The sequence below is a fragment of the Pseudomonas sp. LB1P83 genome, assembly GCF_054897885.1.
In genome coordinates this window covers 2751365-2773822 of sequence record NZ_CM142709.1, presented here as the reverse complement: position 1 = coordinate 2773822, position 22458 = coordinate 2751365, and the positions used below count along the sequence as shown (strand labels likewise).

The window sequence follows — 22458 nt, the reverse complement described above, 5'->3', positions numbered from 1 at the left end:
GAGTGAGCCTGCTCGCGATGACGGCTTCACATTCAACATTGTGGGTGACTGATACACCGCCATCGCGAGCAGGCTCGCTCCCACATGTTGATCTTCGTCTGTCTGTCCTAATCGGTTTAATGCCATGAATATTTCAACTGCCAAAGCTCACATGGACATTCCCCAACCGGTGCGTAGAAGCCGGTTGGCCAATCCCGGCTGGTTTCTGGTCAGTCCCTCGGTTGCGTTGCTGCTGCTGTGGATGATCGTGCCACTGGGCATGACCGTTTACTTTTCGATGATCCGCTACAACCTGCTGTACCCCGGTGAAAACCAGTTCGTGGGGCTTGAGAACTTCACGTACTTCCTGACGGACTCCGGGTTCATGCCCGGCGCCACCAATACCCTGTTACTGGTCGGCAGCGTGCTGCTGATCAGTGTGGTGCTGGGTGTGCTGATCAGTGCGTTGCTGGAAGCCAGTGAATTCCTCGGTCGCGGCATCGTGCGGGTCATGCTGATCTCACCGTTCTTCATCATGCCCACCGTCGGTGCGCTGATCTGGAAGAACCTGATTTTCCATCCGGTGTCGGGAATTCTCGCCTACGTCTGGAAGCTGTTCGGCGCGCAACCGGTGGACTGGCTGGCGCATTACCCGCTGCTGTCGATCATCATCATTGTCTCCTGGCAATGGCTGCCCTTCGCGATTCTGATCCTGATGACCGCCATGCAGTCCCTCGACCAGGAACAGAAAGAAGCCGCGCGCCTTGATGGTGCCGGGCCGATCGCGATTTTCTGGCACCTGACCCTGCCGCATCTGGCGCGGCCGATTGCGGTGGTGGTGATGATCGAAACCATCTTCCTGCTCTCGGTGTTCGCTGAAATCTTCACCACCACCAACGGCGGTCCCGGCTACGCCTCGACCAACCTCGCCTACCTGATCTACAACCAGGCACTGGTGCAGTTCGACGTCGGCATGGCGTCCGCCGGGGGGTTGATCGCGGTGGTGATCGCCAACATCGCGGCCATTGTGCTGGTGCGGATGATCGGCAAAAACCTGACAGACAAAGCCTGAGGCCCGCGCCATGACTCTTCAACAATCCCGCCGCCTGCAAAGCCTGCTGCTCGGCACCCTGGCCTGGGCCATCGCGATCCTGATCTTCTTCCCGATCTTCTGGATGGTGCTGACCAGTTTCAAAACCGAAATCGACGCATTCGCCACGCCGCCGCAGTTCATCTTCACCCCGACGCTGGAGAACTACCTGCACATCAATGAGCGCAGCGATTACTTCAGCTTCGCCTGGAACTCGGTGGTGATTTCGTTCAGCGCTACTGCTCTGTGCCTGCTGATTGCGGTGCCGGCGGCGTACTCGATGGCGTTCTACGAAACCCAGCGCACCAAAGGCACGCTGCTGTGGATGCTCTCCACCAAAATGCTGCCGCCGGTGGGCGTACTGATGCCGATCTACCTGCTGGCCAAGAGCTTCGGCCTGCTCGATACGCGCATCGCACTGATCGTGATCTACACGCTGATCAACCTGCCGATTGTGGTCTGGATGATTTACACCTACTTCAAAGACATCCCCAAAGACATCCTCGAAGCCGCACGCCTCGACGGCGCCACGTTGTGGCAGGAAATGGTCCGGGTGCTGCTGCCGATTGCCAAGGGTGGTCTCGCTTCCACGGTGTTGCTGTCGCTGATCCTGTGCTGGAACGAGGCGTTCTGGTCGCTGAACCTGACCTCGTCGAAAGCCGCGCCGCTGACCGCGCTGATCGCTTCGTACTCAAGCCCTGAAGGTCTGTTCTGGGCCAAGTTGTCGGCAGTGTCGACGCTGGCCTGTGCGCCGATCCTGATCTTCGGCTGGATCAGCCAGAAACAATTGGTCCGCGGCCTGTCGTTCGGCGCCGTGAAATGAAGATTACTGACACGACACGATCCCTTGTAGGAGCCAGGCTTGCCGGCGAAGGCGATCTTCCGGACGCCTTCGCCGGCAAGCCTGGCTCCTACATAACAACAAGTGGAGGCCCATCATCATGGCCAACCTGAAAATCAAGAATCTGCAAAAAGGCTTCGAAGGCTTTTCCATCATCAAGGGCATCGACCTGGAAGTGAACGACAAGGAATTCGTGGTCTTCGTCGGCCCGTCGGGCTGTGGCAAATCCACGTTGCTGCGCCTGATCGCCGGGCTGGAAGAAGTCAGCGGCGGCACCATCGAACTCGATGGCCGCGACATCACCGAAGTCAGCCCGGCCAAGCGCGACCTGGCGATGGTGTTCCAGACCTACGCCCTTTATCCGCACATGAGCGTGCGCAAAAACATGTCGTTTGCCCTCGACCTGGCTGGTGTGCCGAAAGCTGAAGTCGAGAAAAAAGTCGGCGAAGCCGCACGCATCCTTGAGCTGGGGCCGATGCTGGAGCGCAAGCCGAAGCAACTGTCTGGCGGCCAGCGTCAACGGGTCGCCATCGGCCGCGCCATCGTGCGCAACCCGAAAATCTTCCTGTTCGACGAACCGCTGTCCAACCTCGACGCCGCCCTGCGGGTGCAGATGCGCCTGGAACTGTTGCGTCTGCACAAAGACCTGCAAGCAACGATGATTTACGTGACCCACGACCAGGTCGAAGCCATGACCATGGCCGACAAAGTGGTGGTCCTCAACGGTGGCAAAATCGAGCAAGTCGGCTCGCCGCTGGACTTGTACCACCAGCCGGCCAACCTGTTCGTCGCAGGCTTTCTCGGCACGCCGAAAATGGGTTTCCTCAAGGGCAAAGTTACCCGCGTCGACAGCCAAAACTGTGAAGTCCTGCTGGACGCCGGCACCCGCATCACGCTGCCGCTGGCCCGCGCCAACCTGAACGTCGGCGGCGCGGTGACCCTGGGCATTCGTCCGGAACACCTCAACCTCGCGCAAACCGGTGACTGCACCTTGCAAGTCACCGCCGACGTCAGCGAACGCCTGGGCAGCGACACCTTCTGCCACGTCGTGACCTCTTCCGGTGAAGCGCTGACCATGCGGGTTCGTGGCGACCTGGCCAGCCGTTACGGCGAAGCCTTGAGCCTGCACCTGGACGCCGAACACTGCCATTTATTCGATGCCGACGGCGTGGCGCTGACCCGCCCGCTGCGCGCAGCGGCCTGATTTAGAGAACCTGTGATGAAACTCAATAAACAGAACCTCAACCGCCTCGCCCCCGAGGTGGTCCTGCCCGCCTACACCCTGCGCGATACGCGCCAGGGCATCGCACACATCGGCGTCGGCGGTTTTCACCGCGCCCATCAGGCGTATTACACCGACGCCTTGATGAACACCGGCGAAGGCCTGGACTGGGCGATTTGCGGAGTCGGCCTGCGCGCCGAAGACCGCCGCGCCCGTGACGATCTGAAAGAGCAGGACTACCTCTTCACCCTGTTCGAACTGGGCGACACCGACGACACCGAAGTCCGAGTCATCGGCGCGATTCGCGACATGCTGCTGGCCGAAGACAGCGCAGCCGCTTTGATCGACAAACTCGCCAGTCCAGAGATCCGCATCGTCTCGCTGACCATCACCGAGGGCGGCTACTGCATCGACGACAGCAACGGCGAGTTCATGGCGCACCTGCCGCAAATCCAGCATGACCTGGCGAACCCGAACGCACCGAAAACCGTGTTCGGCTTTCTTTGCGCCGCGCTGGCCAAACGCCGCGCCGCCGGCACGCCGGCCTTCACCTTGATGTCGTGCGATAACTTGCCGCACAACGGCGCGGTCACCCGCAAGGCCTTGTTGGCCTTCGCCGCTTTACGCGATGCCGATCTGCGCGACTGGATCGACAGCAACGTGAGTTTCCCCAACGCCATGGTCGACCGTATAACGCCGATGACCAGCACCGAGCATCGCCTGCAACTGGCCGACAAGCACGCGGTCGACGATGCCTGGCCAGTGGTCTGCGAACCCTTTGTGCAGTGGGTGCTGGAAGACAAGTTCGTCAACGGGCGTCCGGCCTGGGAAAAGGTCGGCGTGCAATTTACTGACGACGTCATGCCATATGAAGAGATGAAGATCAAACTGCTCAACGGCAGTCATCTGGCCCTGACCTACCTGGGGTTTTTGAAGGGGTATCGCTTCGTTCACGAGACCATGAATGACCCGCTGTTTGTGCGCTACATGCGTGCCTACATGGACCTGGATGTCACGCCGCAGCTGTCGCCGGTGCCGGGGATTGATCTCACGGATTACAAGAACACGCTGGTGGCGCGTTTCTCCAATCAGGCGATTGCCGATCAGCTGGAGCGCGTGTGTTCGGACGGCTCGTCGAAGTTTCCCAAATTCACCATTCCGACGATCAATCGGCTGATTGCCGATGGCCAAGAGACCAAGCGTGCCGCGCTGGTAGTGGCGGCCTGGGCGTTGTATTTGAAGGGGGTGGATGAGAATGGGGATACCTACTCGATTCCCGATCCACGGGCGACGTTCTGCCAGGCACTGGTGGCGGACGATGTATTGATTACCCAGCGGTTGCTGGAGGTTGAGGAGATTTTCGGGACAGCGATTCCGCGCTCACCGGAGTTTGTGGCGGCGTTCGAATGGTGCTGTAACAGCTTGCGAGAGGTGGGTGTGACGCGGACGTTGGAGCGGGTTCTGGCGTAAGTGCGGCGGTGAGACCACCGCCGTCTTCGCGGGCAAGTCGGATCGCCGCACCGCTCGCTCCTACAACGCCAGTGTAGAGCCATATTTAAATGGTCGACTCCGGATCTGTAGGAGCGAGCGGTGCGGCGATCCGACTTGCCCGCGAATGGCTTCACCAAGATCGACCAGACACACCAAGGACTTTCCATGGCAAACCAACACCTATTCCTCGGCATCGACTGCGGCACCCAAGGCACCAAAGCCGTGATCCTCGACGCCCTCAGCGGCCAGGTCTTCGGCCAGGGCGCCGCCGCGCACAGCTTGATCAGCGCCCCCAACGGTCGTCGCGAGCAAGACACCAGTCTGTGGCTGGAAGCGTTCACCCAGGCCACCCGCCGTGCGTTACTCGCCGCGAAAGTCGACGGTCAGGACATCCTCGGCATCGGCGTTTCCGGCCAGCAACACGGCCTGGTGCTGCTCGATGATCAGGGCCAGGTGCTGCGTCCGGCGAAGCTTTGGTGTGACACCGAATCCACCCCGGAAAACGACCGTCTGCTGACTCACCTCGGCGGCGACAAAGGCTCGCTGGAGCGCCTCGGCGTGGTCATCGCGCCGGGCTACACCGTTTCCAAGTTGCTGTGGACCAAAGAACAGCACCCAGACATTTTCGCCCGAATCGCCCGCATCCTCCTGCCCCACGACTACCTGAACTTCTGGCTCACCGGCCGCAGTTGCAGCGAGTACGGCGACGCGTCAGGCACCGGGTATTTCAACGTGCGCAGCCGTCAGTGGGATTTGCAGCTGCTGCGCGACATCGACCCGAGCGGACGCCTGCAAGCCGCGTTGCCGGAGTTGATCGATGCGCATCAAGCGGTCGGCACGATCCTGCCCGGTATCGCCGAGCACTTGGGCATCAACCCGCAAGCGCTGGTGTCCAGCGGTGGCGGCGACAACATGATGGGCGCCATCGGCACCGGCAACATCCAGCCCGGCGCGATCACCATGAGCCTTGGGTCTTCGGGAACGGTGTACGCCTATTCCGACCAGCCGAAAGTCAGCCCGGATGCGTCGGTCGCGACCTTCTGTTCCTCCAGCGGTGGCTGGCTGCCGCTGATCTGCACCATGAACCTGACCAACGCCACGGGGGTCATTCGCGAGCTGTTCGACCTCGATATCGAGCCGTTCAACGATTTGGTGGCGAAAGCACCCATCGGTGCCGAAGGCGTGTGCATGCTGCCGTTCCTCAATGGCGAGCGCGTCCCCGCCCTGCCCCACGCCACCGGCAGCCTGCTGGGCTTGACCATGACCAACCTGACCCAGGCCAACCTGTGCCGCGCCGTGGTGGAAGGCACGACCTTCGGTTTGCGTTATGGGCTGGACCTGCTGCGCCAGAATGGCTTACAAAGCCGCAGCATTTGCCTGATCGGCGGCGGCTCGAAAAGTCCGGTGTGGCGGCAGATGGTCGCCGACATCATGAACACTCCGGTCATCTGCACCGAACAAAGCGAAGCCGCCGCCCTCGGCGCGGCGATACAGGCAGCGTGGTGCAAGTCTTGGGCAAACGGCCACGAGGACAGCCTGGCGGACCTCTGCGAGCGTTGCGTAAAACTCGATCCCGCCAGTGAAACCTTGCCGATTGCCGACAATGTAGCGGCCTGTCAGCAGGCCTATGAGCGCTATCAACAGCATGTCGCAACCCTTTAAAGAGCGAACAATTATGTATCTGGTGTGTGGCGAAGCGCTGTTCGATTTCTTCAGTGAAGACGACGCCAGCGGCCTGGCTTCAAAAGTGAATTTCAAAGCGATTGCCGGCGGTTCGCCGTTCAACGTCGCGGTCGGACTTCGGCGGTTGGGTGTCGAGTCGGCGTTGTTTGCCGGGTTGTCGACCGACTACCTTGGCCGGCGGTTGCAGCAAGTGCTTTCAGATGAAGGCGTGCGTCCCGACTATTTGGTCGATTTCGCTGCGCCCACGACCTTGGCGATGGTTGCCGTCGGCGCCAATGGCTCACCTCATTACAGCTTCCGCGGCGAAGGTTGCGCGGATCGGCAGCTCAAACCTGAGCATCTGCCTGAGCTGGGGCCAGAAGTGCGCGGTTTGCACATCGGCTCGTTTTCCCTGGTGGTGCAGCCGATTGCCGACACGCTGCTGGCGTTGGTGCGGCGCGAAAGCGGTAAACGCTTGATCAGCCTTGATCCGAATGTGCGACTCAATCCTGAGCCGAACATCGACCTGTGGCGTTCGCGGATCGCGACGCTGGGTGAGTTGGCGGACCTGATTAAAGTCAGCGATGAGGATTTGAGCCTGTTGTACCCCGAGCAGGATCCGCAGCGGGTGATCGAGGGTTGGCTGCAGCATCGCTGCCAATTGGTATTTTTGACCCGTGGTGGCGAGGGTGCGACGGTGTTCAGCCGTATGCATGGCTCTTGGTCAGTGCCGGCGAGTTCGGTGAAAATCGCCGACACCGTGGGCGCTGGCGATACGTTCCAGGCGGCGTTGATTACTTGGCTGACCGAGCAGCAGCTGGACTCGGTTGAGGGCGTGCAATCGCTTGAACGCGAGCAAATCGACGGGATGTTGAAATTTGCGGTGCAGGCAGCGGCGCTGACGTGCAGCAAGACCGGGCCGGATTTGCCGTATCGGCGCCAACTCAACTGACAGATCGTCCCTGCGGTAAAGGAATCCCGCCGGGACCAATATTTCACGAATAGAAAAGTGCCCACTTCAACAGGTAAGTAAATACGCTGTAATAGTGGTCGTCTACTGTTAGATCTGACAGTATTCGAGTTTCATTTTTTGATATTCACTGCTCTTGCATGTTGCTGTTACGGATTCGAACCACGATCAGGTTCGAGCGGGCATACTAACAAGATGGAGCAGAGAAAATGAAATGGAGTACAACTAAAAACCTAACTTCGCTGAACGCGATCCTGGCAACATTCGCTTTGGCATACGGCGCTGAAACCATCGCTGCCACAACCCTCCAAGTACGTATGCCCAAAGAGTTTTCTTCGTGCGAAGTGATCGACATCAACAACTATAATCGCGCTGTTGGGAACTGCACGGCACCTGACGGCGCGGTGATCGTCTGGCGCTCGGATGCCGTCGTCGGTCCGATCTTCCTCCCGAGCCTTGTACAGGGACAAGATTGCAAAGTTCTGGGAATCGGTATCGACGGAACTGTTTCAGGCAACTGCAAAGAAAAAGACGGCCAGTGGTTCGGGACGATCTGGAAACATCCCTATAACCACGCCACTAAACTTGAACCGCTTCGCAGACTTCTCCAAGACCCGGTAAACCCCGACGACGTCAGTACGAAAGCGGTTGCATACAACAACAGTGGGTTTGTTGTGGGACAAAGCATCGACAAAAATGGCCGCGCCACAGCATCGATGTGGACCCCCATTGATGCTAAAAACCCGATGACGGTGTCAACCCCCAGGGATAACTGCCAGGCGGTTGCGATCAACGATCAGATGGCGCCCGATGCGCCTCGTGTCGCGCTCAACTGCACTGATAATGCAGGGCAAGGCATCGCGAAAATTGCCTACAAAGATATCTCTGGTTTTATCGCAATTAAGATGAACGTCCCACCGACTTACTCGTCATGCCAGATTAGAGCCGTCAGTAACTCAAACAGATATGTAGGGGGTTGTGTCTCGGCGACCAACAAGACCATGGCAACTTACTGGGACTGGTCGAACCCGGAGCCTCAAGTACTCGACTTGCAAAACTTTACGTCTAGCGTTGTTGGCGTCGCCGTTAATAGCAGCGGCAACATTGGCCTTGAGTACCGCGATTTGAACGGCATTCCAAATCCCGGCTTTTGGCACCCTCAGGACGTCGCCATCAACATTGTCACTGCACCAAAAGGTCAGACCTTCGGTCAGGTCAGAAGCTTAAGCGACAATAACGTCCTGCTGTTGAGAAAAGAAAACGATGGACGCGAAGTGGATGGCAGTGTCGTGGGGTCGAAGCCGGCAGAGTTCACTATGGTGGGGGGTGGCAAATCCGGTGGAGTGGCTGCCATTTCTCCCAACGGAGAATTCATGGCAGAAATGTTGCCCTGAGAAGACTTCACGCGGAGTGCAGCGCTAAATCTACCAACGAATACAAGCATCCAGGGCGCCCTATACGGCGCCCTTTTTCCCTACACCGAAAAGTTGTAACTCACAATCAACCGGTCCGCACCCGGGCAAACTTCTCGTAGTTCGGCGGGACAACGACAACTTTAGTCTGTAAATGACTGCCGATTCTTGTTCGCCGCAAAGCTGTGACACAGCGACGCTCAGGAAAAGATGACCAAACACACCCCGCATTCATTGGCCAAAACCCCGTATCTAAGGGTTTTCCCGATAGCCCAAGGCATCCACGCCTACGCCATTTGCGCCTTGAACGGGGCGGTTTAATGCTGCACCATCCGCACCAGCTTATTCAAAGGACGGAATTAAAGGCATGCTGGACGCGAACGCAACCCATATTTCCCTGACGCTGGAAGGCGTTTCCGTTGACCTGCAAGTGCTCAGCTTCGTCGGTCGCGAAACCCTCAATCAGCCGTTCTGTTTCGACATCGAACTGGTCAGCGCCCGTCCCGACCTGAAACTCGAAGAGTTGCTGCACAAGCCTGGCTGCCTGACCTTCGGCGCTACCGGCAAGGGCATCATCCACGGTCTGGTCTATCGCATCGAGCAAGGCGATTCCGGCAAGAGCCTGACGCGCTACAGCATCAGCCTGGTCCCGCAACTCGCTTACCTGCGCCACAACCATGACCAGCAGATTTTCCAGCATTTAAGTGTGCCGAAGATCATCGCCCAGGTACTTGAGGCGCGCGGCATCCTGGCTGACGCCTACAGTTTCCAGCTCGGCGCGATCTATCCCGAGCGCGATTACTGCGTGCAGTACGACGAATCCGACCTGCACTTTATCCAGCGCCTGTGTGAAGAGGAAGGCATCCACTTCCACTTCCAGCACAGCGCCAGCGGCCACAAACTGGTGTTCGGCGATGACCAGACAGTGTTCCGCAAACTGTCGCCCGTGGCCTACCAGCAAGACTCCGGCATGGCCGCCACGAAACCGGTGATCAAGCGCTTCAACCTGCGCCTGGAAACCCGCACCTCCCGCGTCAGCCGTCGCGATTACGACTTCGAAAAACCAAGCATCCTGCCCGAAGGCGCCGCCAAGAGCACCTTCGCCCCGGACCTCGAAGACTACGACTACCCTGGCCGCTTCACCGACCGCGCACGCGGCAAACAACTGGCGACCCGCGCGCTGGAACGCCATCGCAGCGATTACCAACTGGCCGAAGGCAAAGGCGACGAGCCCACCCTGGCCAGCGGCCACTTCATGGCCCTGAGCGAACACCCGCGCGCCGAGTGGAACGACCTCTGGCTGCTGCTCGAAGTCGTACACGAAGGCAAGCAGCCACAAGTACTTGGCAAAAACGTCACCAGCGACGTCACCCACAACAAAGACGATTTCCATCAGGGCTACCGCAACACCTTCCTTGCCACCCCGTGGGACGCGCACTTCCGCCCTGCCCTCGATCACCCGAAGCCGAAAGTCCTGGGTAGCCAGACCGCCATCGTCACCGGCCCGCCGGGCGAAGAAATCCACTGCGACGAATACGGTCGCGTCAAAGTGCAATTCCACTGGGACCGCGACGGCCAGGCCAACGACAACACCAGCTGCTGGCTGCGCGTCGCCACCGGCTGGGCCGGCAGCGCCTACGGCGGCATCGCCATCCCGCGCGTCGGCATGGAAGTCCTCGTCACCTTCCTCGAAGGCGACCCCGACCAACCGCTGATCACCGGCTGCCTGTTCCACAAGGAAAACGTCGTCCCCTACGACCTGCCAGCCAACAAAACCCGCAGCACCTTCAAGACCCTGAGCTCACCGGGCGGCAAGGGCTACAACGAATTCCGCATCGAAGACAAGAAAGGCGCGGAACAGATCTACCTGCACGCCCAGCGCGACTGGGATGAAAACATTGAGCACGACCAGAAGATCCGAATTGGCAATGAACGCCATGACACGGTTGAGGCCAATGTTTTCAGCGAGTTCATGGTTGAAGAACATCGCATCACGCAACTGGATCGCAAGACCGAAGCGCGGGCGGATGATCACCTGACGGTGGCGGTGACCCAACATGTGAAGGTGGGAACGGCGCAGTTTGTCGAGGCGGGTCAGGAGATTCATTACCACGCTGGCGAGAAGGTGGTGATGGAAGGCGGGATGGAACTGACGGCCAAGGCTGGCGGGAGTTTCGTCAAGGTTGATGCGGGGGGTGTGACGATTAGTGGGGCTGAGGTGAAGGTGAACACCGGGGGCTCGCCGGGGGCCGGTTCCGGGATTCAGATTCTGCCGCCGATCACGCCGGGGGCCGCAGCTGCTGCCCTTGCGGGGAAATTGCTGAGTGCTCCGCCGGTTGGCAAGTTCAATGCGGTTGCTGATGAAGCGCCTAAACCAGCGCCACCGGTTGTGGAAGAGGAGCTTGAAGAGGAGGAGGAAGAGGTTGAGCAGGAAGACATTACCTTGCGAGTTGGGGTGTTCTTCGATGGTACGGGCAATAACCGTAACAACAGTGAACGCGTCTTTGGCTGCTTTGCGCCGGATGTAAACCTTGAGGAAATGGCAGAGGATATCCGTCAGTTCTGCGCCTCGCACGGCTACGACGGAAAGGGAAGTAGCCCGGATAACAGTTACGGGAATGATGTCAGTAACGTAGCCAGGCTGTTTGACCTTTACGAAAACCAAGGGGAGAGAACTCTGCCAATCGATGCTAAGACGGCAAGCTTGCGTGTTTATGTGGATGGCATCGGTACCAGCAGTACCGCAGAAGACTCCACCTTTTCGCAAGGTACAGGGATAGGAGCGCAGGGAGTCAGGGCGCGAGTTGAAGAAACTCCTGCGTTACTTGTTGAAGTTCTTCGTGCCTTTGGAGCAAGCAATCCAGACAAACGTATAGAGCGGATTGAATTCGATATTTTCGGATTTAGCCGTGGGTCCGCAGCAGCACGGGACTTTGCCAATGAAGTGCTAAAGGGTGAAAAAAGTATCTTGGCCCAAGCAATTCCCGCTGGCACTCCTGGGTTAGCAGATAGCTTTTCTTGGAAGCCGCATACAGAAGTTTCCATCAACTTCATTGGTGTTTACGACACAGTCGCAGCCATTGCTAATCCGCTGGTAGGGGACATGAATGGTAATAATGCTTACAACCCAGGGATCAATATCAAACTCGCACCAGATGCGGCTAAGAAAGTCGTCCAATTAGTCGCTCGAAATGAGCGACGTTATAATTTCGCCCTGAACAGTCTTGGAGCGGCCGACATTGTCTTGCCTGGCGTGCACTCTGATTTGGGTGGTGGCTATTTACCTAAGGCAATGGAACGCATCCTGCTTAGCAAACCACGTAAAAGCCCGGTTGATGAAAGGACATCTTTTGCTGAAGCCAATAGTTACAAAGTTGCCCAGCAGGACTTGAGGCGGCTGCAAGATCAACTATCCCAATACCATCTTTCGCTGGAGGTTCGAACCTGGGAGGTTCCGTTTCGGATTACGGAAAAAGGCAATCATAAAAACATGAAACACGTTTATGCCGCAGTCAGCAGCCAGCGCGAAGTCCGCAGTGATTTGTCCCTGATCTACTTTCGGATCATGCGTGAACTTGCCGTAGAGAATGACGTGCCATTCAGCGAAATTGACGAGAATGAGCCGAGACTTGCTCTGCCTGCTGAACTTGTCCCCATTTCCGAAAAGCTGATGGCATACGCTAAGGGAAAAAGCAAAACAACAGGACTGACCTTGCAGGAGGAAGAGCTGCTGTTCCGCCGTTATGTTCATGTCTCCGACAACTGGAACGCCGCTAAAAATCGAAACAATAGCGATCTGAATATCGTTTTTATTAATCGACCAGACGAAAACTCTACGCGCACGGTGCATCCAAATGAGTAATTTTATACGTGTCGCTTTTGCCGCCTTTTTACTCAGTGGTTGCACAGTTGCGAATAGTCAGTCAATGCCCTACAAAGCCTGGCACCTGGGATTCTCTGCCCCTGACTACATGGAAGTTTGGATCGAAACAGCCGATGTCGTCGATATTCAGGACCACGTGTATCCACGTGCGATGAGTGGCGTTGCCTCCATGTTGAAGCCTTCGAACAATTCCGGTGAGCCACGAGGCTGGCCGAAAAGAGCTGCCATCGGCGGCGGCAAGCGGGTGACAGGGGCCGACTTACCCAAACAGATCTATGTTCGTTGGCAATCGCTGGTCGAACCGCAAACCTACCTGATGGTAATTAAAATCCCGGAGGAAACTCGGGAAATCATGCGCAAAGGGGAAAAGGTTTTCTGCAAATTTGATGGTAAATGGATCACCGACTATCGCGATTCGATCGATATAGGGTTGGCTCCAGGAGGCATTGCTAAAGTCTGGGTGGGCGGTTCCTGCCTGCCTCCGATAGAAGTAACTAGGGTAAAAGCTGTGATTGACCCGCGTGGTCCCTATGAAGGGAAGTCCGGCGGTAAACATCGCCCTCTTTCGGCAGTTTCCAAAGCCTATGTCGAAAAATTTAGTGTGCCGTATGGCTCGTGGTAGTGGCCAATCGCAAATTCCTAATGAATAGGTTTTTCGGTATTGCCATCGTTGCGTTCATGCTCAGTGGCTGCGCAGTCGGCAAGAGTGAACCACTACCTTACAAAGCGTGGCGTTTGGGCTTTTCAGCGCCTAATTACATGGAGGTATGGATCGAGTCGGCTGACGTGGTCGATATCAAGGAACAGGTGTATCCACGCGCGATGAGTGGTACTGCTGCCATCCAGACACCTCCCAACAATACAGGCGACCCTAGAGGGTGGCCCGAAAAACCAGGAATTGGCAAAGGTAAGAACGTAACTGGGGCGGACTTACCCCAAAAGATCTATGTCCGCTGGCAATCGCTAGTCGAACCGCAAACTTACCAGATGGTGATCAACGTACCTGAGTCGACCAGGGAGATCATGCGCAAGGAGGAAAACGTTTTTTGCGCATTTGATGGCAAGTGGATAACAGATTACCGCAACGCACTAGTTATCAATTTGGCGCCCGGTGGTATAGCCAAAATGTGGGTGATGGGGTCGTGCCTGCCAGCAATAGAAGTAACTCGGGTAAAAACTGTGGTCGACCCGCGCGGCCCGTATGAAGGCAAGTCTGACGGTGAGTACGACTCGCTTTCCAATGAATCCAAGGCCTATGTAGAAAAATTTGGTGTTCCATATGACTCTTGGAAATGACCAGCCACAACATCCTAATGAGTAAATTTGTTCGTATTGCCATCGTGGCATTGTTGCTCAGCGGCTGCGCATTCGCCAATAGCAACTCACTGCCTTATAAAGCCTGGCGCTTGGGATTTTCGGCTCCCGCCTACATGGAAGTTTGGATCGAGTCGGCGGATGTGGTTGATATTCAGGAACAGGTATATCCACGTGCGATGAGTGGTTCTGCATCAATACTAACGCCTCCCAACAACACCGGCGATCCCCGAGGTTGGCCGAAAAGAGCAGGTTGGGGTAAGGGTAAATATGTGACAGGGGCTGACTTGCCCAAACAGATCTATGTCCGTTGGCAATCGCTGGTCGAGCCGCAAACCTACCAGATGGTGATTAACATACCTGAGTCGACCCGGGAGATCATGCGCAAAGGCGAAAAGGTTTTCTGCGCTGCCGACGGGAAATGGATCACCGGATATCGTGAGGCAATCGCTATAAGGCTGGTTCCCGGAGGCATTGCCAAAGTCTGGGTAACCGGTCCCTGCATGACACCGATTGAGGTAACTACCGTAAAAGGCGTGATTGATCCGCGCGGCCCCTATGAAGGTAAGTCTAATGGTGAGTACGACACGCTCTCCGATCAATCCAAAGCCTATGTCGAAAAATTTGGTGTTCCATATGGCTCTTGGGAGTAACGGCACTGCCTGGCAACCAAGTCCGTTTCCTTCAAGCATTGCTCCAATGCGAATGCTGAGAGTTACATTAAGTGAAAAAAGCAGGGTTTTTTTTAATCGCGGCGCTGCTGGTGAATCCCGCATTTGCTGAGGAAAAGCGTTCAATTCTCAACTGCCCATTGTCCGATGGCGCAATTATCTCCTTGCTGGCAGAGGCAAACGCTGATGGCCAGCGTCTACTCGTAAATTTCGATCAAAAAACGTCGCATGCATTCACCGACATGCCTGACTCCGACTTTGTCGGAGAAGTCGTCATGGCCAAGTGCGCGTCCTCTAGCCTGATATTCGTGATGAACTACGGCTCGCCCTATTTGAAGGGCGTCGTTTTACGTAAAAACCCGGTCAGTCATTCAATCGAGCGAATCGATTTCGCCGAGAAAGCCCTGCCCCGTTATCTCTACCTGGGACAGCAGCAGATGCGACTGGTCATTCCAAATATCGGGAATGAAGTGTCTACGAAGTTTTGGGTTTATGACTATGTGTCAGGCAAAGGTCAGCCGGACGAGGCTGCCGGCAGTGATGTCGTGCCTAATGGCCGTGGATTCAAGGTCGTACGCTTCAAGTAGGCATCAAATAGAGAAAACACCCTGCCATGAAAAATCCAGCGCTGCCGGGCGCTGGATTGTTTGTGATTTTCAGACGTCAGGCTGGCGCCTTCCATCCCATCATCCGCTGCTGAGCCACCTGCAACAGGTCAAAACCATCCTGAGTCAGCAGGTAAAGCGCATGGGTAATGTGCGGGATATCTTGAACATCGCCGTGCTTGAAGCATTGGCAATGCAGGGTTTCAAGTAACTGGCTGGCGGCCCGGACCCGCTGTAAGGCGGCTTCGAGAATGTCTTGGGGATTGGCTTCGGTGTCGATCACCAAAGGACTTGAATCGGTAACGCTGCTGTTGATTGAACGGTAGCGATCGGGAAACGGGTTTAGCGTAGGCATCGTAATTACTCGGGTATTAATTAGTAATCGCCAGCACCGTGACCAAACGGTGGGAGGCGGCTGTGTACAGGCTTGGTCAACCGACAACACCCAATCGGCTCGCCCTAAGGCGTCCCGCACACAGCCACCATTGCAACGCACCACGAGAACGTAGAAGTCCGCGGCGCGAATCATGGCACATATATGTGCGGTGTTATCAGGTGACCAAACCTGTCCGCTGATTTTGCAGCGAGCCCAAACAGTAAACGCCGCCCCCCATCCGGCGAAAGTCGACAAGGCGTCTGACCTTGTAGGACCCAGCCGAAGATCCCGTAGATCGTTTCCCACATGAAACGTCTGACAGAAACGCCCTCGCGACAGGCGGCGTTCAGCCGGGTTAACCATCCGTTAACCCCGCGGTCCAAAACTTTACTGGACCGCACGCCCTCAGGTTGTTCTGACGCCCAGTGCGGCAGGTTCGACGCCAATTCGTCGAGCTGACTTTACGTCTGCACTGGAGATCGCCACATGAACATCCGCACGCTGCTGATCACTTCCGCCCTCGCCTGCACCGCGTTTACCGGTCTTGCTCAGGCCAACGACACGTCGTCCTCGCAAGCCGTGCCCTATCACTACGGCATGCCTTTGAATATCGGCAAGGTGGTAGCGCTGACTGAGCCGAACACGCCGGAATGCAAAGTGATAACGGCTGACATGAAATACATCGATACGTCAGGCAAACCTGAAGAAATCAGCTATCGGAAGCTTTCTGACGCTTGCAGTTATCAGAACTGACGGAAAGGTCTGATTTAACGCTTTGCGGTATTCCTGTGAGGGTTCTGGCGCTATGCTTTGGTGCCTCCCTCACTGCCGCAAGGATTCGCCATGCAGTTATCGTTTCGCACCTTGTCGACCTTCTCGTCCCTTCTCTGCTTTGTACTGGCCCTGGTCTGGGGTTTGATGCCGGACGTATTGCTGGCGCTCTGGAGTATTGAGTATTCGTCTGCGGCAGGTTTTGTTGCGAGGCGCGGTGCGGTGCTGTTCGCGGCGTTGGGCGTGATGTTTTATCTGGTTCGAAACGAGGCGCCGTCCGTCACCCGCAATGCGCTGAGCACCGGTTTTACCGTCGGCTGTTTCGGTTTGGCAGCGCTGGGTTTCGGCGAATGGCTCAACGGCCATGCCGGGCCAGGCATTTTGCTGGCTGTGGTGGTCGAGTCGGCGCTGGGAATGGGGTTTGTCCAGACCCGGCGCGTGTCAGCGGAACTCGAAACTGTGGGTTAAAACGCTTTCTTGTCCAAGTGCAAAGGCTGGGACTCGGCCTTGGATTGATGCTCCATGTCTGAGCGTAATCCGGCAATCAGGTCGTTGATTTCACGGCAACCATTCAGGTGCTTGGCATCTATCCCGGTCTTTATCAAATCGAGGTGATCGGTTTCACGGTCTGAATACACTTTGACGGTCATCGAAAGGTCCGGCGACAGCGTACATAGACAGCGTTTCGGCAGAAAACTGCTTTCAATGATATTGCGTAGTTCCAGGGCAGAAAGAAACATGGCGACCCTCTCCTAATTGTGAGATTGCCAAATAAATTCAAGCGTTGGTCCGTGCTGAAATCACCCGCTTTTCTTCCTAAGGCGGGGTTTCTACGTCTCAAACACCAGACCGTCCTCGCGTTCCAAGCTGACTCAATACTGTCCCGGTCAACTCAAGACCTGAATGAGCATAAAACATGCCGCGAATTTCGCCGTGCAGCTCATCGGTAAATCAATGATTTAACGGACATGCCTATAAACGGCCTCATGCAATTTGCAAGAAAGGGCAGTTTCAGCCCTGCAATTTGCATACAACCCGAGCGGGGTTTGCATTAGCGGAGGTCGACAGTAAGAATGCGCCTGTCATTCCAGTATCCGCTGACCCCACTCACACGCAAGGAGGCACCATGGGTTCATTGACCTTTGTCACTACCGTTGGGCTGATTGTTGCCAGTCTTTCGAGCGTGGCTCATGCCGCAAAACTTGAAACTGTCGCGCCGTTCCCCAAGCCTGAGAGCGGTTTCACCCGCCAGGTCATTCATGTGGCGCCGCAGCCACAGGAAGAAAACTTCCAGGTTGAGGTGCTCGCCGGCAAGACCCTGACCGTGGACTGCAATCGCCAGCGTCTTGGCGGAATCCTTGAAGAAAAAAACCTTGAAGGCTGGGGCTACCCCTTTTACCGCCTGGAAAAAGTCATCGGCCCGATGAGCACGATGATGGCTTGCCCCGACGGCAAGAGTAAAAAGGAGTTCGTGCCGGTGGTTGGTGACGGCTTCATGCTTCGCTACAACAGCAAGTTACCGATCGTGCTCTACGTGCCCAAGGACGTCGAAGTCCGCTATCGGATCTGGTCGGCGTCAAGCAAGGTCGAGAAAGCTGTTCAGGAATAACCTTTCACAGGAGCACGACTTTGATTACTTGCCACGTCAAATATGTGATCGATCCGTACCAACTGACCGAGTTCGAAACCTACGCCAAGGCGTGGCTCGGTATCGTCGAACGTCTCGGCGGCACGCACCACGGGTATTTCCTGCCTTCCGAGGGTGCGAGCAATATCGCTTACTGCCTGTTCAGTTTTCCTTCGCTGGCGGACTACGAAAGCTACCGCCACATCGCGATGACTGACGCCGAAAGCACCGCTCTGGTCGCTTCTTTGGTCGAGAAGAAATTCATTGTCAGTTACGAGCGGACGTTCCTGCGTCCGCTGTTGGCCTGATGTTCCTTACGCTGAGGCGCCGCTCAATGCGGCGCGCTCGGCGACATGTCGCAGACTGTCAAAGTTGATATTGGCGCCCGAGTCGATCGCGACCAGAGTCTGACCGCGCACGCCGGTTTGAGTGACGTACTTCTTGATTCCGGCCACCGCCAAGGCGCCGGAGGGTTCGGTGATCGAGCGGGTATCGTCGTAGATGTTCTTGATCGCGGCGCACAGTTCGTCGTTGCTGACGGTCAGCACTTCATCGACACAAAACCGGCAAACCTCAAAACCGTAAGCGCCGATCTGCGCAACGGCCACGCCATCGGCGAAAGTGCCTACGCTGGGCAGGGTGATCCGCTCGCCGGCCTGCAACGCCGCGTACAAGCACGCGGAATGTTCTGACTCGACGCCGATGATGCGCACTTCAGGTCGCAGGTATTTGACGTACGCCGCGATGCCGGCGATCAAACCTCCGCCACCCACGGGGACGAAGATCGCGTCCAGCGAGCCTTGATGTTGACGAAGGATCTCCATGGCGACGGTGCCTTGCCCCGCGATCACGTCCGGGTCGTCGAACGGCGAGACGAAGGTGCGACCGGTTTGCTCGGCCAGACTCAGCGCGTACTCGAGGGCGAACGGAAAACTCTCTCCATGCAGCACCGCATCAGCACCGCGGCTGCGCACCCCGAGCACCTTCAGTTCCGGCGTCGTACAAGGCATGACGATGGTGGCGGCGATCCCCAACTCACGCGCCGCCAACGCCACACCTTGGGCGTGATTGCCCGCTGACGCCGTGATCACGCCGCGAGCCTTTTGCTCATCGCTCAGTTGCACCAGCTTGTTGTAAGCGCCACGGATCTTGAATGAAAAGGTTGGCTGCAAGTCTTCGCGCTTGAGCAGGATCTGATTACCCAAGGCTTCGGACAGCGCTGGCGCCGGTTGTAAAGGTGTGCGCACGGCCAGTTCATACACCGGCGCGGCGAGGATCTTTTTCACGTAGTGTTCAAGCAAAGCCTGCTGGGCGGGGGTGCTGCTCATGGTCGTCTCCTGACGTTGTTCGGAGCCCAAGAGACAGAAAGTAAAAACCCGCCTCAAGGGCGGGTTGGGTGCTGCAGTCGTGAGCTAGCCCGCCAGATAAGGAATGGCGGTAATAATGCTTGGCTGGCAGCGCAATACGGTGGAAGTCATGGCTGGAAATTAGCCGGGCGTTGATGGCAAGTCAATGGCCAATTTTCTTCGGCGTCTGTAGGCTGGCGACACCAATCATTGTCCCAGGGAAGGAAACCATGAAGTCTGTCGCCCTGCCCCTCGTTGCCTTGATCGCCTTTGCCGGTTACACCGTTTCAGTGATGCTTCAGGCGGAGCAATCGCTGATCGACTTCGGCATCAGCCTGATGTCGCGCCCGGATACTGCGCAGGTGGTGATTGATCTGTATCTGTTGGCGATTCTGGCTGGAATCTGGATGTACAAGGATGCGCGCAAGCGTGGGCAGTCGGGATTGTCGGTGATTCCGTATCTGCTGATCACGGCGGTTTTCGTGTCTGTCGGGCCGTTGTTGTACCTCGTCGTTCGTGGGCTTAAAGACCGCAAGAGTTGCGTTGATGCACGGCAGCAAGTCTGATTCAGGTGTTGTTGAGATGCTGATTAAGTCTTCGCGGGCAAGCCTCGCTCCTACATTGGAATGCATTCCATTGTAGGAGCGAGGCTTGCCCGCGAAAGCGATCTGACAACCGCAAAAGCTATTTCGCCAAGCGCCTGAGCCCAAGCACCATCGCTCCCGCCCCAATCATCATCGCCGTCAGAAACAACGGATACGACACCCACCATGGCGTGTCCCCGGTCATCATGCTGAACTCGGACATGCCGCCAATACTCGCTATCAGGTTCAGCGGCAAAAACACCACGTTAATTAACGTCAGTTTGCGCAGCAGATTGTTCATGCTGTTGTTCATCAGGTTGCCCCGGGCATCGATCAGCCCGGAGAACACCGTGGAGTAGATTTCCGCCTGTTTGTAGCATTGGTTGTTTTCGATGATCAGGTCGTCAATCAAACCGATGGCTTCGGCGCTGAAGTGTTCCTTGGCCGCGTGATTGCGCAACCGTGTCAGGACCGCGCCGTTGCTGTGAATCGCGTTGATGTAATAGATCAGGCTTTCGCTGAGGTTGAACATCTGGATCAAGTGCTGGTTCTGCATCGAGGCGTTGAACTTCTGCTGCAACTCCCGGGCAACCATTTTGATCACCTTGAGGTGACCCAGGTAGTGATGGATGTTGTTGAACAGCAGGTCGAGCAACACATCCAACGGCGTGTTCAACCGCTGCCGGGTGCCGAGCCCGTGCAGCGGCGCATCGTCGGTGGCGATCACCAGCAGGCGATCCGCTGAAAACAGCAAGCCGCAGGACGACACTTCAAAGGCCAGGCTGCCGGCGCCGGAATAGTTTTCCGGGCGCTTCCAGATCAGGAACAGGTTGTCGGGGTGGAACTCGATGCGCGACACCTCATCAGGGTCCAGGGCCGAGGCCAAGGCGTGTTCATCGAGCTTGAAGTGGCTGTGCAACAGGTCCCGCTCGGCGGCATCGGGGTTGCTGAACAGCATCACTTCGGCGTCCAGTCGTTCGACCGATTGCAGGGCGCCGCCAGCCAGTTGAAAGCTTCTGATCATCGGCCGTTCACCAGGCTTGGCCGCGACGTTTCAGTTCCAGCCGTCGGACGAACTCCTCCAGCACCAGCGAGTACAGATCGTCCTGCAAGTAGGCGTCTTCGATGCCGGCGTCCATGTTCGGGTTGTCGTTGACTTCGATTACCACCACCTTGTCACCGGACTGCTTGAGGTCGACGCCGTAGAGACCGTCGCCGATCAGGTTGGCGGTTTTCACGGCCAGGTCGACCACGGCTCGCGGGGCTTCGTGGACCGCCAGCGTGCGGCATTCACCGTTGATGTCCTGGCCCTTGGCTTTATGGTTGTAGATCTGCCAATGGCCCTTGGACATGAAGTATTGGCAGGCGAAGATCGGTTTGCGGTTGAGCACGCCGATACGCCAGTCGTATTCGGTGTAGAAGAACTCTTGAGCCAGCAGCAGCACCGAGTGTTCGAACAGTTCGGCCGTCGCTTCGAGCAAGGCCTGCTGGCTTTCGACCTTGATTACGCCCCGGGAGAAACAGCCGTCAGGGATCTTCAGCACCAAGGGAAAGCCCAGGCGTTCGCCGACCCGTTCGAAATCTTCCGGTCGATCCTTGTAGAGGATTTCGGTGGCGGGCATGCCGAGTTGATGACTCTTGAGCAGGTCGGTCAGGTACACCTTGTTGGTGCAGCGCAGGATCGACGCCGGATCATCCATCACCACCAACCCTTCGCTCTCGGCTTTTTTCGCAAAGCGATAGGTGTGGTTGTCGACGCTTGTGGTCTCGCGGATCAACAGGCCGTCGTATTCGGCAATGCGCGCGTAGTCCTTGCGCTCGATCAGCTCGACATCAATGCCCAATGTCTTGCCGACACGTACGAAATTATCCAGCGCCTTCGCGTTGGAGGGCGGCAAGGCTTCCTGCGGGTCATGCAAGATGGCCAGGTCATAACGGGCCAGGCGCCGTGAGCGTGGCACACGCCAGATCTTGCGACTGAAACTGTCCAGGGAGTTGGCGAATTGATCTTCCTGGTCTTCGCGCAACTTATGCAAGGTGCCGGACTTTATACCCTCGATGTGCCAACCATTGGTTCTTCTAAACTCAACTAACAATATCGGGCACGGAAAAACCTCAAACAACTGGCGCGCCAGATCCTGTAACGGTTCTATATTGGTTTTGCCAAAATACAACGTCAGGGTAAAGCCTTCGGTGTCGCTGTAGAGATGATTACTGAGGGCTTTTTCCAGGGGTTTATCCAGGTCGTCCAGCGACAGTCCGTACAAGGATTTTTTGGTCAATTCGCTGATGGTCCGCACCGAAGGAATGACCTTATGCCCCCGCGCCTCGGCCAGCAATGAGCAGTAATAGCCGTGCCCCAGGTACTTGTAGCTGCGGCACAGGTTGATCACCTGGACCCGTTTACCCTGTTCGTTGTCCCGCGTTTGCTCGAGGTATTCCTGGGCAGTGACAATGTCCTCGCTGGGAAAATACGAAGCCCAGTCTTCCTTGCGTTCGACGATGATAATCAACTGACTTGAAGTTTTGCTTGCATCATTTAAATAAGTTGCTACCGGCAAAGTTTGCTCGGATACTTCGCGCCAATGACCTTGTACCGCTGACATAGTGATTG

21 protein-coding genes and 1 pseudogene are annotated in these 22458 nt (G+C 56.7%); 17 read left to right on the top strand and 5 right to left on the bottom strand.

Annotated elements, in window-relative coordinates:
• Window positions 1-124 precede the first annotated feature (124 nt).
• The 12 genes from ACYZTY_RS12960 (at window position 125) to ACYZTY_RS12905 (ending at window position 15122) form a co-directional block, all read left to right on the top strand.
• Entirely contained in the window at window positions 125-1051 is a 927-nt protein-coding gene (locus ACYZTY_RS12960) for a carbohydrate ABC transporter permease (RefSeq protein WP_461958812.1), read from the top strand.
• Between the two features lie 10 nt (window positions 1052-1061).
• Complete coding sequence (locus tag ACYZTY_RS12955; protein WP_007936731.1) at window positions 1062-1892, top strand: carbohydrate ABC transporter permease; 831 nt, start codon at window positions 1062-1064, stop codon at window positions 1890-1892.
• Between the two features lie 118 nt (window positions 1893-2010).
• On the top strand, window positions 2011-3114 hold the full coding sequence (locus ACYZTY_RS12950) for an ABC transporter ATP-binding protein (protein ID WP_461958811.1): 1104 nt from the start codon (window positions 2011-2013) through the stop codon (window positions 3112-3114).
• Window positions 3115-3129: 15 nt separating this feature from the next.
• Window positions 3130-4602, top strand: a complete 1473-nt coding sequence (locus tag ACYZTY_RS12945) for a mannitol dehydrogenase family protein (protein WP_461958810.1) — start codon at window positions 3130-3132, stop codon at window positions 4600-4602.
• 186 nt (window positions 4603-4788) lie between these two features.
• On the top strand, window positions 4789-6285 hold the full coding sequence (xylB, locus tag ACYZTY_RS12940) for a xylulokinase (protein ID WP_461958809.1): 1497 nt from the start codon (window positions 4789-4791) through the stop codon (window positions 6283-6285).
• Window positions 6286-6298: 13 nt separating this feature from the next.
• Entirely contained in the window at window positions 6299-7237 is a 939-nt protein-coding gene (locus ACYZTY_RS12935) for a carbohydrate kinase family protein (RefSeq protein WP_461958808.1), read from the top strand.
• A gap of 227 nt (window positions 7238-7464) precedes the next feature.
• Window positions 7465-8649 (top strand): hypothetical protein, encoded by a 1185-nt coding sequence (locus tag ACYZTY_RS12930; RefSeq protein ID WP_461958807.1) that lies wholly within the window; start codon window positions 7465-7467, stop codon window positions 8647-8649.
• Window positions 8650-9034: 385 nt separating this feature from the next.
• Window positions 9035-12529, top strand: a complete 3495-nt coding sequence (gene tssI / locus ACYZTY_RS12925; protein ID WP_461958806.1) for a type VI secretion system tip protein TssI/VgrG — start codon at window positions 9035-9037, stop codon at window positions 12527-12529.
• A complete protein-coding gene (locus tag ACYZTY_RS12920; RefSeq protein WP_461958805.1) occupies window positions 12522-13172 on the top strand; it encodes a DUF2931 family protein in 651 nt (216 codons plus the stop codon). The genes tssI and ACYZTY_RS12920 overlap by 8 nt, the downstream gene beginning before the upstream one ends.
• A gap of 20 nt (window positions 13173-13192) precedes the next feature.
• Entirely contained in the window at window positions 13193-13846 is a 654-nt protein-coding gene (locus ACYZTY_RS12915; RefSeq protein ID WP_461959310.1) for a DUF2931 family protein, read from the top strand.
• A 17-nt stretch (window positions 13847-13863) separates the two neighbouring features.
• On the top strand, window positions 13864-14517 hold the full coding sequence (locus tag ACYZTY_RS12910; RefSeq protein WP_461959309.1) for a DUF2931 family protein: 654 nt from the start codon (window positions 13864-13866) through the stop codon (window positions 14515-14517).
• A gap of 71 nt (window positions 14518-14588) precedes the next feature.
• Window positions 14589-15122 (top strand): hypothetical protein, encoded by a 534-nt coding sequence (locus ACYZTY_RS12905; RefSeq protein WP_461958804.1) that lies wholly within the window; start codon window positions 14589-14591, stop codon window positions 15120-15122.
• 76 nt (window positions 15123-15198) lie between these two features.
• On the opposite strand, the gene ACYZTY_RS12900 is transcribed toward ACYZTY_RS12905, so the two are convergent.
• On the bottom strand, window positions 15199-15495 hold the full coding sequence (locus ACYZTY_RS12900; protein ID WP_461958803.1) for a hypothetical protein: 297 nt from the start codon (window positions 15493-15495) through the stop codon (window positions 15199-15201).
• Window positions 15496-16002: 507 nt separating this feature from the next.
• Here ACYZTY_RS12900 and ACYZTY_RS12895 point away from each other — a divergent pair.
• Window positions 16003-16269, top strand: coding sequence for a DUF2790 domain-containing protein (locus ACYZTY_RS12895; protein ID WP_461958802.1), 267 nt, complete (start codon window positions 16003-16005; stop codon window positions 16267-16269).
• Between the two features lie 90 nt (window positions 16270-16359).
• Window positions 16360-16755 carry a hypothetical protein gene (locus ACYZTY_RS12890; protein WP_461958801.1) on the top strand — a complete coding sequence of 132 codons (396 nt, stop codon included), beginning with the start codon at window positions 16360-16362 and terminating at the stop codon, window positions 16753-16755.
• On the opposite strand, the gene ACYZTY_RS12885 is transcribed toward ACYZTY_RS12890, so the two are convergent.
• Window positions 16752-17027 (bottom strand): DUF1652 domain-containing protein, encoded by a 276-nt coding sequence (locus tag ACYZTY_RS12885; RefSeq protein ID WP_461958800.1) that lies wholly within the window; start codon window positions 17025-17027, stop codon window positions 16752-16754. The genes ACYZTY_RS12890 and ACYZTY_RS12885 overlap by 4 nt on opposite strands.
• Before the next feature lie 386 nt (window positions 17028-17413).
• Here ACYZTY_RS12885 and eco point away from each other — a divergent pair, with 386 nt between their 5' ends.
• Window positions 17414-17896 carry a serine protease inhibitor ecotin gene (gene eco / locus ACYZTY_RS12880; RefSeq protein WP_461958799.1) on the top strand — a complete coding sequence of 161 codons (483 nt, stop codon included), beginning with the start codon at window positions 17414-17416 and terminating at the stop codon, window positions 17894-17896.
• Between the two features lie 20 nt (window positions 17897-17916).
• On the top strand, window positions 17917-18222 hold the full coding sequence (locus ACYZTY_RS12875; RefSeq protein ID WP_461958798.1) for an NIPSNAP family protein: 306 nt from the start codon (window positions 17917-17919) through the stop codon (window positions 18220-18222).
• Between the two features lie 24 nt (window positions 18223-18246).
• Here the strand turns inward: ACYZTY_RS12875 and ilvA are convergent.
• Window positions 18247-19242 (bottom strand): annotated as a pseudogene (gene ilvA / locus ACYZTY_RS12870) (threonine ammonia-lyase, biosynthetic); the annotation flags it as partial.
• Window positions 19243-19490: 248 nt separating this feature from the next.
• Between ilvA and ACYZTY_RS12865 the strand changes: the two are divergent.
• Complete coding sequence (locus tag ACYZTY_RS12865) at window positions 19491-19826, top strand: DUF2834 domain-containing protein (protein ID WP_461958797.1); 336 nt, start codon at window positions 19491-19493, stop codon at window positions 19824-19826.
• A gap of 118 nt (window positions 19827-19944) precedes the next feature.
• Here the strand turns inward: ACYZTY_RS12865 and ACYZTY_RS12860 are convergent, their stop codons facing one another.
• Window positions 19945-20868, bottom strand: a complete 924-nt coding sequence (locus ACYZTY_RS12860; RefSeq protein WP_461958796.1) for a magnesium transporter CorA family protein — start codon at window positions 20866-20868, stop codon at window positions 19945-19947.
• Between the two features lie 7 nt (window positions 20869-20875).
• The gene (locus tag ACYZTY_RS12855; protein ID WP_461958795.1) at window positions 20876-22450 is read right to left on the bottom strand and encodes a RimK family protein; all 1575 of its coding nucleotides are present in this window, start codon (window positions 22448-22450) and stop codon (window positions 20876-20878) included.
• Between the last annotated feature and the right edge of the window lie 8 nt (window positions 22451-22458).